General features: G+C 50.1%; 13 protein-coding genes. 7 read left to right on the top strand and 6 right to left on the bottom strand.

From position 1 onward, the window contains the following. Positions 1–158: 158 nt before the first annotated feature. From ACGHM3_RS23710 to ACGHM3_RS23690, 5 genes are all read left to right on the top strand, one after another. The gene (locus tag ACGHM3_RS23710; RefSeq protein WP_345424749.1) at positions 159–1,886 is read left to right on the top strand and encodes an EAL domain-containing protein; all 1,728 of its coding nucleotides are present in this window, start codon (positions 159–161) and stop codon (positions 1,884–1,886) included. Positions 1,887–1,964: 78 nt separating this feature from the next. Beyond that, positions 1,965–2,198, top strand: a complete 234-nt coding sequence (locus ACGHM3_RS23705; RefSeq protein ID WP_345424746.1) for a type II toxin-antitoxin system ParD family antitoxin — start codon at positions 1,965–1,967, stop codon at positions 2,196–2,198. Between the two features lie 477 nt (positions 2,199–2,675). Then, positions 2,676–4,484, top strand: a complete 1,809-nt coding sequence (gene typA / locus ACGHM3_RS23700) for a translational GTPase TypA (protein ID WP_345424743.1) — start codon at positions 2,676–2,678, stop codon at positions 4,482–4,484. 185 nt (positions 4,485–4,669) lie between these two features. Next, positions 4,670–4,897 (top strand): hypothetical protein, encoded by a 228-nt coding sequence (locus tag ACGHM3_RS23695; RefSeq protein ID WP_345424740.1) that lies wholly within the window; start codon positions 4,670–4,672, stop codon positions 4,895–4,897. A gap of 674 nt (positions 4,898–5,571) precedes the next feature. After that, on the top strand, positions 5,572–6,066 hold the full coding sequence (locus ACGHM3_RS23690) for a hypothetical protein (protein ID WP_345424735.1): 495 nt from the start codon (positions 5,572–5,574) through the stop codon (positions 6,064–6,066). A gap of 327 nt (positions 6,067–6,393) precedes the next feature. Here ACGHM3_RS23690 and ACGHM3_RS23685 read toward each other — a convergent pair whose 3' ends face one another. Beyond that, complete coding sequence (locus ACGHM3_RS23685) at positions 6,394–8,187, bottom strand: CSLREA domain-containing protein (protein ID WP_345424732.1); 1,794 nt, start codon at positions 8,185–8,187, stop codon at positions 6,394–6,396. Between the two features lie 217 nt (positions 8,188–8,404). On the opposite strand from ACGHM3_RS23685, the gene ACGHM3_RS23680 reads away from it, so the two are divergent. Continuing rightward, positions 8,405–9,118, top strand: a complete 714-nt coding sequence (locus tag ACGHM3_RS23680; protein ID WP_345424729.1) for a TerC family protein — start codon at positions 8,405–8,407, stop codon at positions 9,116–9,118. Between the two features lie 173 nt (positions 9,119–9,291). Here ACGHM3_RS23680 and ACGHM3_RS23675 read toward each other — a convergent pair whose 3' ends face one another. From ACGHM3_RS23675 to ACGHM3_RS23665, 3 genes are read right to left on the bottom strand one after another with little or no spacing between them, the layout of a single operon-like run. After that, on the bottom strand, positions 9,292–10,140 hold the full coding sequence (locus ACGHM3_RS23675; RefSeq protein ID WP_345424726.1) for an aldo/keto reductase: 849 nt from the start codon (positions 10,138–10,140) through the stop codon (positions 9,292–9,294). A gap of 19 nt (positions 10,141–10,159) precedes the next feature. Beyond that, positions 10,160–10,627 carry a nuclear transport factor 2 family protein gene (locus tag ACGHM3_RS23670; protein WP_345424723.1) on the bottom strand — a complete coding sequence of 156 codons (468 nt, stop codon included), beginning with the start codon at positions 10,625–10,627 and terminating at the stop codon, positions 10,160–10,162. A gap of 16 nt (positions 10,628–10,643) precedes the next feature. Beyond that, the gene (locus tag ACGHM3_RS23665; protein WP_345424720.1) at positions 10,644–11,798 is read right to left on the bottom strand and encodes a carboxymuconolactone decarboxylase family protein; all 1,155 of its coding nucleotides are present in this window, start codon (positions 11,796–11,798) and stop codon (positions 10,644–10,646) included. Between the two features lie 275 nt (positions 11,799–12,073). Here ACGHM3_RS23665 and ACGHM3_RS23660 point away from each other — a divergent pair, with 275 nt between their 5' ends. Next, on the top strand, positions 12,074–12,991 hold the full coding sequence (locus ACGHM3_RS23660) for an AraC family transcriptional regulator (RefSeq protein WP_345424717.1): 918 nt from the start codon (positions 12,074–12,076) through the stop codon (positions 12,989–12,991). Here the strand turns inward: ACGHM3_RS23660 and ACGHM3_RS23655 are convergent, their stop codons facing one another. Beyond that, entirely contained in the window at positions 12,992–14,110 is a 1,119-nt protein-coding gene (locus tag ACGHM3_RS23655) for a hypothetical protein (RefSeq protein ID WP_345424713.1), read from the bottom strand. Between the two features lie 8 nt (positions 14,111–14,118). Beyond that, complete coding sequence (locus ACGHM3_RS23650; protein WP_345424708.1) at positions 14,119–15,018, bottom strand: response regulator; 900 nt, start codon at positions 15,016–15,018, stop codon at positions 14,119–14,121.

The following is a 15,018-nucleotide window of genomic DNA, read 5'->3' as shown; positions in this document are numbered from 1 at the left end:
AAGTGTGCAGTGTGAAAACCGAAAGCGGCAGGGCCAAAAATTACGGCTCTGGCGCATTCCACATCGGATTACCGCACCCGGGTAGCAGCGGCCGTTCGACATGAAGATAACAACAATAATCCGGCGTTTGAGTATCCGGGTTCATGGTACAACCGCTTATGGAAACGACGTTTACCGAGCCAGAATTGCATATTTTGGTGGTTACTCCCAATGAAGGCGAGTTTGAAAAAATAAACGCTACCCTGGGCTATGCGGGGCAGTACGTTTGCCACTGGCGTTCGCGCCTGGGCGGGGTGGATAAGTTGGCGGCCAGCGGCGATTATCATTTGGTGCTGCTGCAGTACCACTGGCACTACAAAAACTCGCAAATGCTACTGCACCGGTTGGGTAATGAAGCCAATGCCCTGCCTGTGGTGGTGTTTACAGAGTTCTTAGAGCGCGATCTGGATCAGCATATTATTAGCTCCGGCGCAGACGATTATTTTGCCCTGGAGACCGTTTCTCAAGAGCAGTTAGACCGCACCCTGCGCTACGCTGTGATTCGCCACGGCCACGAGCAGCGCCTGTCGCGCTTGGCTTACTACGACAGTCTGTGTGGCGTGGCCAATCGCCAACTGTTTGCCGACCGGCTACAGCACGCCATCAGCTTGCATAAACGCAACTACTCCCGGTTTGCCCTCTTATATATAGATCTTGACCACTTTAAACGGGTGAACGACCAGTACGGCCACGCCGCCGGTGACGAAACCCTGGCGGCCTGTGCCAACGTGCTGCGCGACTGCCTACGTGAAAGTGACTCGCTGGCGCGTCTGGCCGGTGATGAGTTCGTAGTGCTGGCCGATTCCATCGATTCCGAACAAGGCCTAGCGGCCCTGGCCACAAAAATCATCGCCAGCCTCAACAAACCTCTGGTGTTGTCCAATGGCAGCGTGCAGGTGGGCTGTTCTGTGGGCATTGCGGTGTTCCCGGATGTGGGCGACGAGGCAGAATTACTGATGCGCCGGGCCGATAATGCGCTGTATCAAGCTAAGGCCCGTGGCGGCGGTACCTACGTATTTTACCAAGCCAATACACAGGCCAGTGCCAAGCGGGACGAGCTCACCCAGGTGGATATACTGCGTGCCGTAAAGCGCGAGGAAATCTGCGTGCGCTATCAACCCAGGGTGGACCTCGCCACTGGCCGCATTGTGGCGGTTGAGGCTTTAATGCGCTGGTCGCATCCAGCCCGGGGTATGTTGAGCCCCACGGCGTTTTTTGAATTGGCCGAAAGCAATGGCCTGCTACCCACCCTGAGCTACTGGGTGCTTAAAGAAGCCATAGGCCAATGGGCCCAGTTCAACCAGGAGCTGGATCAACGCATTGGCTTAGCGGTTAACGTGACTGGCCCCATGCTGCGCGAAGTGAAATTGGTTGATCGTCTACGCCAGGCTGTGCACGAATCCAACCTCAGTAATTTAGCCGGCTTGGAACTGGAGGTGTGCCAGAGCGATTGGCTAAAATACGCTTCCTGCCTGGCGGGCTTGGGTTTGGCGTTGCAGCCCTTGGCGGTGCACTTCTCCATGGATAACGTCGGACAGGGCTTTTTACCCATGGGCGACCTGAACCAGGATTTGGTGAAAACGGTGGTGATTTCCCGCGATCTCATCGGCGAGGCGGAAGAGAGCCCGGCCGCCGCGCGCACGGTTCAGGCCATCGCCGCCGTGGGCAGTGTGATGGGCAAAACCACCATTGCCCAGGGGGTAGAGAATCTACAGCAAATGCGCCAGCTAGAGTCCTACGGCTGCACGTGCGTGCAGGGCTATTTTACCTCGTCCCCACTGACTCTGGCCGAGCTGCGAACCCGCTTGCTGCAACAGAAAATGGGCCGCTTGACGATGTTGAGTTGATGTTTGACCATTTATGGCAAACTTTGCCATATCTGTCACGGGCGAAATACGAACTTCTACAATGGGTACCATTTCGCAATGGCAACAATGAATATTGCTCTGCCCGACCCTATACGCGACTGGGTAGAATCTCAGATAGATAGCGTTTTGTATGCGAACAATAGCGTTTACATTCGCGATCTTATCCGCAAAGATCAGCGGCGCGCCGATAAGATAAAGGCGCTACAAGCCTCAATCGACGAGGGATTTGCTAGCGGTGATGACGGCGAGCTGGATATTGAGGCCATCAAACAGGAGGCCCGATTAAGGTAATACCAAGGATTCGGTGTGAGCAAGATATACAAGAGTGTGCGCTGTTGGGAAGATCTTATCACCATCTGGCGTCCTAACTAACAAACCCAGGTTACAAAACCTGGGGAGCCGCTCAGGTTGATCGCTATTTGGACGAGTTGGAAAACGCGTTCAGATGATCAAGCCTAAAAACAAACATCAGTCGTCTTCATGAGCAATTTTAAGCCCCCTGTGCATAGGTATCATTGCAATAAGCACCTAATCATATACGTCCCTGTCGACAACGGTATCAAGGTGGTTCGTGTGTTGCACCAAAGCATGGGCTATGAATTCGAATTAGCGCCAGATTGAATCCTGCCGTCGTCAAACCTTCTCCAATCCCCAAATCTTTACCACTTTTGATCGTAAATTAGCCAAATAATCGGCCAAAGCGCTAGGTATGGTCATACGACATGGGTATAATCGCCGCCTTTATTTTACCCGCCCAGAGACATCCCAGTGATTGAGAAGTTAAGAAACATCGCGATTATTGCCCACGTTGACCATGGTAAAACGACCTTGGTTGATAAACTCCTAAGCCAATCCGGTACCCTAGATCGTAAAGACCTAGGCGCCGAGCGCATCATGGACTCCAACGACCAGGAAAAGGAGCGTGGCATTACTATCCTGGCGAAAAACACCGCCATTAGCTGGAACGACTACCGTATCAACATCGTGGATACTCCCGGGCACGCCGATTTCGGCGGCGAGGTGGAGCGTGTGTTGTCCATGGTGGACTCCGTTCTGCTATTAGTTGACGCCCAAGATGGCCCCATGCCGCAAACCCGCTTTGTAACCTCCAAAGCCTTCGAGCGTGGCCTAAAGCCCATCGTTGTTATCAACAAAATCGACCGCCCCGGCGCTCGGCCAGACTGGGTTCTAGACCAAGTATTCGACCTATTCGACAACCTTGGCGCCACCGACGAGCAATTGGATTTCCCCGTTATTTATGCCTCTGCCATTAATGGTATCGCCGGTAATGACCCCAGCGAAATGGCCGACGACATGACTCCGCTGTACCAAATGATCGTCGACCGCGTACCCGCCCCAGACGTAGACCCAGAAGCGCCTTTCCAAATGCAGGTATCGGCACTGGATTACGACAGCTACGTGGGTGTAATCGGTATTGGCCGCATTACTCGCGGTAAGTTGTCACCCAACCAGCAGGTCGTGGTGAAATCCGCCGATGGCAAAGAGCGCAAAGGTAAAGTGCTGAATGTTAAAGGCTACCTTGGCCTGGAGCGCATCGACACCGAGCAAGCCACCGCTGGCGACATCGTGTGTATTACTGGTATCGACAAGCTCAGCATCTCCGACACCCTGTGTGACCCAGAAAACGTTGAAGCGCTGCCGGCGCTGTCTGTGGACGAGCCCACCGTGAGCATGACCTTTATGGTTAACGACTCACCCTTTGCCGGCCTAGAGGGCAAGTTCGTTACCTCGCGCAATATCAAAGAGCGCCTGGACCAAGAGCTGATTCACAACGTGGCTCTGCGAGTAAAGCAAGGCGACACGCCAGACAAATTTATCGTCTCTGGTCGTGGTGAATTGCACCTGTCGGTATTGATTGAAAATATGCGCCGTGAAGGCTTCGAGCTGGGTGTATCCCGCCCGGAAGTAGTACAGCGTGAAATCGACGGTGAAATCCAAGAGCCGTTCGAAGCTGTGGTAATCGACATCGAAGACCAGCACCAAGGCTCGGTAATGGAAGAGCTGGGTTTGCGTAAAGCCGAGCTGACCAACATGGAGCCCGATGGCAAAGGCCGCGTACGCTTAGAGTTTGTTGTTCCGTCACGCGGTTTGATTGGCTTCCGTGGCCAGTTCCTAACCCTGACCTCCGGCTCCGGTATTATGACCAGCGTTTTTGATCATTACGGCCCGGTTAAGGTGGGTGAAGTGGCCAGCCGTCAAAACGGTGTGTTGGTGAGCATGGTTAAAGGCAAAACACTGGCCTACGCTCTTTACAGCTTGCAAGACCGCGGCCGTTTATTCCTGGGCCACGGTATTGATGTATACGAAGGCCAAGTCATCGGTATTCACTCCCGCGCCAACGACCTGGTAGTTAACCCCACCAAGGCCAAGCAATTAACCAACGTACGTGCCGCCGGTACCGACGAAGCCCTAACGCTAACGCCGCCCATTAAGCACACCTTGGAGCAAGCGCTGGAATTTATCGAAGATGACGAATTGGTAGAAGTCACACCAGAAAGCATCCGCGTGCGCAAAAAGCTGCTGACCGAAAACGAGCGTAAGCGGGCGAAGAAATAGTTAATTTTTTAACTATCACCTTAGAAAACGGGCTGCGGCCCGTTTTTTTGTGCCCGTAAACTTCCGCCACAAATTAGACCCAGTCTACAGGTTGATCCTGAGCTTTCACGTATTATGGAATCCAATTACTCGGGTTGGAACTGCCCAGGCTGCAAACGCACAATCTCAACTGAGGATGCGAACCAATGGTTGAATTAAGCCTGTCAACGATTCTTGTCAGCTTTCAGTCAGTCCAAAAGCAAATTGTGTACTTTGAGGGTCTTCTTGAGTCTGAGACGGTTAGAGATAAAGGAGAAATTCAGGAGCTTTTGCATACCTACGACCAGGCAGCTGAAAACCTTAAAGAAGTGTATACATCCATGCGCCACACCACGAGCAACTTTCCGCCCTACGAAAAACTAATAAAGCCATAATACACGAAAGGGAAAATCATAAAAATTCATGGAAGATCTAATTTAAGTAGCTCTCCATGCAATCTTCGCTGGCTTTATCGTTTTTTCTAGCGGGAAAATTAACTTCGATTCAAATTGAATTCAAAGATGCAGTGATTCAATTGCCTGTAATAGATTCGACAATTTAAGATTTTATAAAAGAGAATAAAAACAAAGGGTATTATTAAATAACAATGCGCAATAATAACTCTACGCCGCTGGGCTTTGCTATTGAAGTGCTTGAGTATTATTTGTCGTACAGCACTGAGGATTTGGCTCGCAAGTCAGTACAAATACCAGGTTAGACTCTTCTGGCGTTTATATCGCCAACAAAGAAGCTGCTAACAAAGTATGCGCACTTATCGATGATGTTGCCAAAAGCCATGGGTATCCACTTAAATGTACTGTACAAGAAGTTTAAACCTTTGACATGATTTTCTTCGGTCGCACGTAGGGTCAAGTGTAAAATGGAACGAATTCCGCGGTCACCAGTGCGAAAAGGGCCCATTAAAGCTAGGATTCAAATGCTGACCAACTATTAAAATGCTATGCTCTAGGAGCTAATAAGTCACACATCAGGAATATTTAGACGAATCAACCATCCTACTAACGAAAAGTGAATCGCATCTAACAACAACTAACTTATGGAGTGAGTTTTGGACCCAGTAACCTATCTGTTTAGCGCATACTTAAACACAGTGCAGAGTAATGTCCATAGGCAGCTAACAGACTCTATTGGCACAGAAATAAAAGCAGTGACAATTGAATATCAAGGAATGACGATTCCTTTCCAATATCAAATGTGGCGAATCAAAGATGATAGCGTATGCGGTAGCTACAGCCAGGATATACAAACTTATTCGCAGTGTACGGTAAAAGCCAGGGATTTATTCTCTGACTTGTGCACGCATCTGAGTGAAAACCCCAAGAACCATTGGCGGCACATCAAGTCGAAAAACATGTACTGCAATGCATCGATTACCTACAAACCTACCATTGCTAGCATATCAGCTGGTACGGAACAGTCAGACCTCGCTAAAGCTAGAAAAGCCTGTAATTCGGCAACGGTTGCCGCCATGGGGGCATCTGACCCTAGCTTGATTGAAGAAAGAAAGGTAGCCTGTGCTAAGTATGAGGCTTTGAAAAAGTAATTTTGATCTTACACCACCGATGACCTTAACAGATTTTTTTAACGCCATCACTCGCTCCGAAAAACAGCGCTACCCGGCCGCGACATGCTAACAACTATTGTTAAAGAGTATAGGGAGCCCCTAAATTAAAACACTCACTACTTTGCCATGACGTATCCAGCGGTGGACGAATAGTCGCCATTGAGATTTATCTTTTGCAAGGCGAGAAAGCATGATTTTTAAAGACTGTAGATGAATTCAGTAGCGCTACCATCTGGGATGAGACCGTTATGCGGACGTATCTGCTTTAACAGAAGCTGAGAAGGCATTTAACAATGGCTCATAGAATCATCGCGGTGAATACTCATAAGCACCTGGGTCCATTTCAGCGTCGCCACTGCCGTCGGCATCTATTGCTCGGTCGAAACCGCTGCCGCGTTGATCAAAATCAGGCTTGGGTATGGCTGCGCTGATACGGTCCGTGGGGTCGATGATAGAAGAGCTAGGATCAAAGGGCGGTCGAATAGGGATAACATAGGTAAACCCTCCTTGATGCCGTAAACTGTCGGCGATAACGGAACCGGAAAAATCAACCAGATCGGGACTGAGCTGAGCACCGTCAATGGTGCAGCCGTTATCTTTAATGATATTACCGCCTGAGCTATTAACGGTGCCGCTATCGCAATCCTGGTTGCTGCCGTTGTTAGCCAGCAAACTATTACTTACTGAGCTTAAGCTGCCAGCGTTGCTGGCCAGCCCGCCACGATTGTTTTGCACCAGCGTTACAAAATTTAAGGTCAGGCTTCCGTGGTTATTAATGGCGTTATTAGAACTGCCGCTGTTAGAGTTGTAAGCCACCGTCGTATTAGTGAGCGCAACTGAGCCGGCAGCGCTACCGTCTTCGCCGTTATCGACATAAATTGCGCCACTAAAGCGTGCCTGATTCAACGCTAACAAGCTGTTGTTTATGGTAGCGCTACTGTTGGCGTTGGCCCAGAGAGCGCCGGCAAAACCTGTGGTTCCTAGAATGCGGTTATTCACCAAGGCTAATTCTTCAGCTACAAGAACACCGAGGTTTGCTATGCCGGCTCCTTTGTTTTGAGAAAATACCCCGCCTGCTCCGCCAGATCCTTGGGATAGCCGATTATCGTACACGGCCACACGACTTAAACGCAGTCTTCCTTGATTCAAAATACCTCCGCCGGGGCGATCGTTGATGTGGCCATTAAGTACGGCGATCTTATTGAAAAAGGCGAACCCAGAGTCGGTCGAACCGACGTGTATATCGAACACCCGATCTATTTCACCGCCATCAATTTTGACAAAGGTATTGTTTGAATTCGGGCGGTCGATGAAATTGACGACAGGTACCAAGTAGCCTCCGGGTCCAACGCTACTGGTCTGCGTCTGCATAAATCTGCCGATGTGGATGCTGTCGCCAACAATGCCGACAATGGCAACAGAATCGGTGATGTCTAGGTCTCCCCAGGCGTCTTCCGGTGTATCGTCGGCCTCCGCGGAGCCAGTTTTCTCTCGCGTTAGTGTATAGCGGCCGGTAGGGACTCTAATTAGGTCTACACCGGAGCGAGCGTTGGCTTCCATTACCGCCGCCCGCAGGGTGCAAGTGCCATCGTTGCTGGCGTTGGTTATGTTGCAAAAGCCGTCACCTGGGTTGCCATCGGGTAAGTCTTCGTAGCTATTCACGGTAAAGGTTTTAGAGGCCGAAATAACATTGTCACACAGCGGGTCAGTGCCGCTGATGGGCTGCACAAAGGAGCCTTCCTCGGGGAACACTTTGGTTCTACTTGAAGGCGCACTGTAATCCACGCTAAAGCGATAGGACACCAACTCTTCGCAGGGGGCCACAGACACATCGGCGCGCCAAGTGCCCACGCCGTTGCCGTCCACTGCCACGCCGGTCAGTGGTTGAGTTGCGCCGCCATCCAGTGCCACGGTGACACCATCGATGGTGACGCCACCTCTGCGCGTAACGTCGGCCTCGAACGTCTGCAAATTGATGGGCGGGTTTACCGCTAAATTGGGGCCGGTTTCGTCGGTTAAGTTAACCGTGCAGGCTGACAGTAGCGTGGTCGTTAACATTATGTACAACGTTCTTATTGACTGGCCAGCTAATCTATTCATGATAATAACCTTCCTGTCTGAGAGTGTAATATTTCCTTATCACTGTATTCTTCAGTGAATGCATAACTGCATTTATCTCAGTTTCTGTTTGCTGCTGTGGGCAACTGAGCGAATAGCTTTCAACAATGGCTAAAATTTTTGCTTGGCCATGTTTTTTGGCCAAAGCATCCCCATATCCCTTGCGCTGCAACCGCAGCTTTCTCTAAAGGGTATGATCATGCTGGAATGGTTTACTAGCCCAGAAGCCTGGGTAGCCTTAGCAACGCTGATGGCGTTGGAAATAGTCTTAGGCATCGACAACATCATCTTTATCTCGATACTGGTGGGCCGCCTACCGCCACAAAACCGAGCCAAAGCCCGGCGTATTGGTATCGGTTTGGCCATGGTGTCGCGTTTGCTATTGTTGTTCAGTTTGTCCTGGGTGATGGGGTTGGTTGAGCCGTGGTTTAGTGCCGCCGGCCAAGAGATCTCCGGCCGGGATATCATTCTCATTGGTGGTGGTTTGTTTTTGCTGGCCAAATCAGTCCATGAAATTCACAACAGCTTTGAGCCATCCGAGCACAGGGCGGCGTCTGGAGCGACGGCGGGCATGCTGGCCGTTGTGCTGCAAATTGCCGTATTGGACATCGTCTTTTCTTTGGATTCGGTAATAACAGCGGTGGGTTTGGTGGATCACCTAAGTGTGATGGTGATAGCCATCGTTGCTTCGGTGGTGGTGATGCTGGTTGCCGCCGAGTCCATTGGCCAGTTTGTGGATAATAACCCCACCATTAAAATGCTGGCTTTATCTTTTTTAACCCTGGTGGGCTTTACGCTGATTGCAGAAGGCTGCGACGTGCACGTACCCAAGGGGTATATCTACTTTGCAATGGCGTTTTCGTTTGCGGTGGAGTTGCTTAATATTCGGTTACGTAATCGTACTGCGGGTTAAAAAAACCAGTGCCCAGCCGAAAACATCGTATTTGGTTGGGCGCCGGCGTGGCAGATAAAATCGCCACTAATTTCAATGTCATCAGCCATTGGGAAGGTGGTGAAAATAAAAACAAACGTTTTTATTTCAGTGGTGAAACGGCATAGCTGCCGTTTCATTTGAAAACGTCCTACTTACACATCCAGCTCAAAGCTGCACAGCCATTCCACCATAGCTGGATCGTGGTGGGAGAAAAAGGCACTGGTGCCGGTGTCTAGCGCCGTAATTTTTAACATTTGCGCCGCGCTTAGTTCAAAATCCCAAATATTTTGGTTCTCTTGCATGCGTTGTTTGTCGACGGTTTTGGCCAGCGCCACTACACCTCTTTGCACCAGCCAACGCAGTACTACTTGAGCAATACTTTTGCTATGTACTTGGGCGATGGCGGCTAACGCCGGGTGGTGGAAGAGATTATTTTTACCTTCCGCGAAGGGTGCCCAGGCTTGTGGCTGAATGCCTTTGGCTTGCAACCAGGGTGCGGGTTGTAATTGTTGGTTAAACGGGTTGATTTCTATTTGATTAACCGCAGGAGTCACCTCATTAAACGCCATAAGATCGGCCACCCGATCGGTAGAAAAGTTACTGACGCCAATGGCCTTTACCTTGCCTTCTTTCAGTAGGGATTCCATAGCCCGCCATGCACCGTGCACGTCGCCATAGGGCTGATGAATGATATACAGGTCGACGTAATCGGTTTGCAGCCGGTCGAGCGATCGTTGGAATTGGGCAAGGGCACCTTCGTAGCTGGCGCCCTGTAACCACAGTTTGGTAGTTAAAAAAATTTCTTCACGCGGTATGCCAGTACTGCGCAAGGCATTGCCTACGGCAGCTTCATTGCCGTAGGATGCCGCGGTATCAATGTGACGATAACCGCTTTCCACGGCGTCGATAACGACACTCTCACATTGGCTAGGGTCGATTTGAAACACACCAAAACCAAGCGTTGGTATGGACGTGCCGTTATTTAACGTCAGTGTTTTCATTAATGATCTCGAATTGATTTTAATGTTCGATCTTGTGGCTATCACGAACCTTACTAAAGGTGAGGGCCAATATTTGCCACTGGCCATTTTCTTTGACGAAAACTTCTGTGGTGGTGAATTCGTTGGACACGTCGTTACCCCGTACATGGGCTTCTAGGGTAATTCTGCTCCATACCACCGCGGAGTCTCCGATCAGTTCTACATCAACATCGTGCACTTTGGTGTTTTTGTACCAGATACTGCCTTCTTTAATGATGTCCAGCTCGCGTTGTTTTTTCCAACTGCCACTCATGTGAACAAATTTAGCGTCGTTATGAAAAAGCGGCTCCAGTTCCTTTACATTCTTATCCGACATCCACTGCCACTTTTGCTGTGACAATTCTGCTAAAGCCTCCGATTCTTCGCTTGCTAGAACTTGAGTGCAAAATACCACGGCCAACATGGCTACTGTGGCAGATACAATGTTGGGGGTGATCGAGTACGTCATAACATTTTCCTATTTTTTATTGTGGATTTTTAATATCGGTAGGGTTAAGTGAAACTTTCTCTAACCAGGTGACACGCGTCCCCGCCAGTGACGTCGCTATTGCAACGTGTGTCATGGCTGTCTTGTCCGTGGCTCCGTGCCAATGTTTGGTGTTGGCGGGAATGGTGACCACATCGCCCTTGGAGACGGTTTGAATATCGCCATGTTCAGACTGCACCCAGCCAGTACCAGAAACAACAATTAACGTTTGGCCTTTCGGGTGGGTGTGCCAGGCGGTTCTGCTGCCCGCTTCAAACTCCACCAAGCCGCCGGCGAAGTCGCCGTCCTCTGGAGAAGAAAATCGGAAGCTGATGCGGGCTGTGCCTGTGAAACGATCCGCCGGCGCTATGGTCGCTTCCCCCGGTTTGGCAACGGTTAATGGCGCACTGGGAAGGGGCTTTAAGCCCGTTGGATTATGTTGCTTAAGCAGAGCAAATGCGCGCTGGGCGCTAACTGAACTGACTTGGTTGTTGAGTATTTGGATAAATTCCCCCAGTTGCTCGGCTGTAAAACCCACTCGAAGACTAATACCTAAATGGCCGCGCAGTTGCGGGTCGGTGCCGGTCATCGCTGCTAGCATGCTAATGGTTATCAGCTCACGATCCTTATGGCTAAAAATATCACGCACAAAAATATCGGCGAACAGATGCCTAACCAGAAAATTATCAATGGTTGGCACAAAAGGCGCGTAGCCGGTTGTACGGTTGGAAATGTCTCGCCCTACCAAGGCATTCCGAGTTTGGTGGCCGTATTCTATGGCGTCGTAATTGTCGGGTAGCGGAGAGGCCTGTTTGCCGGTGGTGTCTTTTAATCCATTATTTTGGCGCTCATCCATCACGTTGATAAAAGTATTGATGCCGTTGAGCGCGCGTGGGAAGCCTACATAGGCGTAGGAATGGATAAATATTTCTTTTATCTCATTTACGGTTAAGCCATGCTCCAAGCCTTGGTGTAAGGCGGGCTCTAACCGTTGCAAATCACCAGTGGCAGTAAATGCCGCTATGGGAATAATCGCTTGCTGGCGAGGGTTAAGCGTGTTTTTATCTGAACTGGCTTGCAGCCAGGGCGAGGCAGGCAATAATATTAATAACAATATCGCACTAAGTGTTGCCGATTTATGATTTCTGCTCACTAAATTTACCTGTTTGTTGTTGGATTGGCGTTCAGTGAATACTACGGCATATGTCCGCTGGCTTGTATTCCTAGCCAGGACGGCCAGCCACGAAAATGGCAATGCTTCACCAAGCAATTTCCAGTGGTGTAAAGCATACGAGCGGCGTGCAAATCAGGAGTAGCCAATTTCTGCCGTATCATTGCCTATTTCTCTTGATGCCGGCGTAGATGATTTTTACTGGGGAGCGAGGGCGATATACTAGTATTGATACGATAATCGTTTAAGGCAGCCCAATGATGCAGGTAGATCAAGCAGAGCTAATGCGCATTTTGGCGAACTCGGTGGCTTCGGTGACGGGCCAAGAGGTCGCCGTGGAAACCCAGGTTCCGGGGCTTTCCGCATTTAAAATTAGCACTATGTCATCACCCATGGCAGGGTTTTACGAGCCCAGTGTGTGTCTTATCGCCCAGGGCGCTAAGCGGGTGCAATTGGGTAAAGAAACCTATTACTACGACACCGAAAACTACCTTTTTTCTGGCCTGCATTTACCGGTAATGGCTCAAGCTTTGGCCGTCAGTGAAACCACACCCTATTTGGGGCTTAAACTGACGTTCGATCAAAAAGAAATTACCCAATTGATCGCCGACGGTCATCTGCCAACGCCCAGCCGCCACGGTAATGGTCGAGGCATGGCCACCGGGCAGCTTACGCCCCAGTTGATTGAGCCATTTATTAAGTTATTGAATTTATTGGATGAGCCAGAACACATTCCTGCGTTGGCGCCCTTGTACCGTAAAGAGATTTTCTATCGATTATTGGTGGGGGAGCAGGGTAGTCTTTTACGTCAACTTACGGCCATGGGCACGCAGTCGTCCCAGGTGGCTAAATCTATAACCTGGTTGAAAATGAATTTTGCCCAAGCGGTGCGGGTAGAGGACTTGGCAGAAATCGCCAGTATGGGTGTGTCTACTTATCACCATCACTTTCGCACCATGGCGGCCATGAGCCCATTGCAATATGTGAAACAATTGCGTCTGCAAGAGGCTCGTAGGTTGATGCTATCAGAGGACTTAGACGCCGCCAGCGCCTCTTATAAAGTTGGCTATGAGAGTCCGTCTCAGTTTAGTCGTGAGTACAGCCGTTTATACGGTTGTTCCCCGGCTAAAGATATTTCGAATATTCGAGGTAGTTTGGTGCATCGCTCGGCGTGATCAGCCAGCTTTTTTAGTCGCATCCGCCAGCCAGTTTTCGTTGTAATCGGCGATTTCATCCAGTGCCTCGGTGGAGATATTCATTGCCGCGCTGGCGGCGGTGGCAGAGTTAGTTTTGCTGGGTTTGCCGAAATCGTCGTTGCCAAATTCGGCGTCTTCGCCCTCTACGGCAAACTCTATCTGGGATTCTTGTTCTAACTCGGCCACCAGTGCTAGGTAGGCCTCTTCCAACTGGGCGCATTCTTTTTGGCTGCGCTCCAATTCTTCGGAGATTTTCTCCGCGCCTTCCAGTTGACCTAAAAGCTCGTTGTATTGATCTTCCAGGGCTTGGCGTTCCTGCTCGGCTTTTAGTAAGGCCGCCTGCAAGGCATCGTCATCGGCATCGCCGTTGGCCGCCTCTAACGCGGCGCGTGCCTCATCGGCAGCCAACTGGGCTGCATCCAGCTTGTGTTTAAGGGCGCTGATGATTTTAACGCTTTTACGGTTTTGTTCGATGTAATCCGCCACCTTATTGGACATTTCTTGGTGCTCTGTGCGGTAGCGTTGAAGCTGGTTATTTTGTTTGCTGAGTTTCTCTACCTCGCCTTTTAGACCGTGGGCCTCAGAGCGGGCGTTGCTAAGCTTATTCTTCAGTTTTAATAAATCAGCCCTGCTGGCTGGGGTATCTTCGTCTGCCGTAAATTGGTCTTTGCTGCCACCGGCGGATCCAAACTCGGCGGCCTGTTGGTTGATGTCGTTCAGGCTTTGGTGCAACTGCAGCTCCAACTCGCTGATATCCTCCGCCAATTGCACCATGTCTTTATCGCTGCTGTTCTGGCTTTGCAGACGAGAGTTGACGTCATTCACACGCTTTAATTGCTGCTGCTTTTGTTGACGAAGTTTAGTCAAAAATTCGTCTTCTTCCGGAGGCGATTTAGTATTGTTCTCTTTGCTCGGTTCTTTGTTGCTTGCAGTGCTTGAGGGTTTCTTGTCGCCGTCGTCGCTGGCCTTTTTCACCGCCTTGTTGATTTTTTCAGCTTCCTTGTTTTTCATGGTCAGCATCACCCAGAAAAACGCCCAGGAAAAAATCAGTATCAGGCCTAGATTAATAATGATAGCAATGGCGATATCTTGCGACATAAACGTACCTACGAGGTCACTAAAATTAACCGGCCGTTACCACAGCCTGGGGCGGTAATATTGACATCCATGCGTTCGGATGTGGCGGTACTGAGCAGCGACTTTAATTTTGGAAAGGACTTGTTAATAAAATTAAACCGGTTTAACTGTAACGGTTTGCTGTGGTTGGCGGAGTCGGTAAAGCTCGCCCCAAGGGTTTTAGCCATTGCCTCACAACTATTAATGTAGGTCGTGGGCAGTTTTTTGTGCTGTAAAAGTTCACGCAGCTTTTGTGGGCTGGTTTTGTTAGCGCTAGCACCGATAACCCAGGCGGCTTGCATATCCATAAGGCACAGGGCGGCGATTTTGCTTTGATCCGGTTGGTGGTAAAAGCCCATGGCAAAGGGCGGCTTAATGCTTTCTGCCGATATGGGCTCGGCCTGTGTCAAGCTCACGGTAAACGGGCATTTGCTGGCCACGGTTTGTTGTAGGTATTCTATGTCAGCTAAGCGAGCCTTGCTGTTACCGTCTTCATCGTATACCGTCACTTCTGTTTGTTGTTGCAATACCGGTAACAAGGTAGCGGTAAGCTCCTCCATGTTAAACGGTTTGTTTACAATAAATTTCGCGCCAGCATCACGGGCCTCGTCCAAGCGTGCCTGGCAGGTTTCACTGGTAACAAAGCCCAGTTTAATGCCCAGCATCTCTTGGTTAATAGCTTGCAGTAATTCTAGCCCGTTCATATTGGGCATATGCCAGTCGGCTAATATGAGTTGGGGAGCCCAGCTACGCGCGATATCAAATGCCTCCACGCCGTCGTTGGCGACGCGGGTTTCCATTTCTACGCTGTCGACCTTGGCCAAACCACGACGAATAATCGTCTGGATTGCCCGGCTATCATCGACGATTAAAACACGCGCTTTTTCCAT

This window comes from Halioxenophilus aromaticivorans (assembly GCF_042850945.1).
GTDB lineage: Bacteria > Pseudomonadota > Gammaproteobacteria > Pseudomonadales > Cellvibrionaceae > Halioxenophilus > Halioxenophilus aromaticivorans.
This window is presented reverse-complemented; position numbering and strand designations above follow the sequence as displayed.

Excerpts from the sequence above, each read along its gene's own strand:
- ACGHM3_RS23655 (WP_345424713.1), bottom strand. The coding sequence starts at position 14,110 with ATGTCGCAAGATATCGCCATTGCTATCATTATTAATCTAGGCCTGATA.
- ACGHM3_RS23710 (WP_345424749.1), top strand. The coding sequence starts at position 159 with ATGGAAACGACGTTTACCGAGCCAGAATTGCATATTTTGGTGGTTACT.
- ACGHM3_RS23695 (WP_345424740.1), top strand. The coding sequence starts at position 4,670 with ATGGTTGAATTAAGCCTGTCAACGATTCTTGTCAGCTTTCAGTCAGTC.
- ACGHM3_RS23670 (WP_345424723.1), bottom strand. The coding sequence starts at position 10,627 with ATGACGTACTCGATCACCCCCAACATTGTATCTGCCACAGTAGCCATG.
- ACGHM3_RS23685 (WP_345424732.1), bottom strand. The coding sequence starts at position 8,187 with ATGAATAGATTAGCTGGCCAGTCAATAAGAACGTTGTACATAATGTTA.
- ACGHM3_RS23650 (WP_345424708.1), bottom strand. The coding sequence starts at position 15,018 with ATGGAAAAAGCGCGTGTTTTAATCGTCGATGATAGCCGGGCAATCCAG.
- ACGHM3_RS23675 (WP_345424726.1), bottom strand. The coding sequence starts at position 10,140 with ATGAAAACACTGACGTTAAATAACGGCACGTCCATACCAACGCTTGGT.
- ACGHM3_RS23660 (WP_345424717.1), top strand. The coding sequence starts at position 12,074 with ATGATGCAGGTAGATCAAGCAGAGCTAATGCGCATTTTGGCGAACTCG.
- ACGHM3_RS23705 (WP_345424746.1), top strand. The coding sequence starts at position 1,965 with ATGGCAACAATGAATATTGCTCTGCCCGACCCTATACGCGACTGGGTA.
- ACGHM3_RS23680 (WP_345424729.1), top strand. The coding sequence starts at position 8,405 with ATGCTGGAATGGTTTACTAGCCCAGAAGCCTGGGTAGCCTTAGCAACG.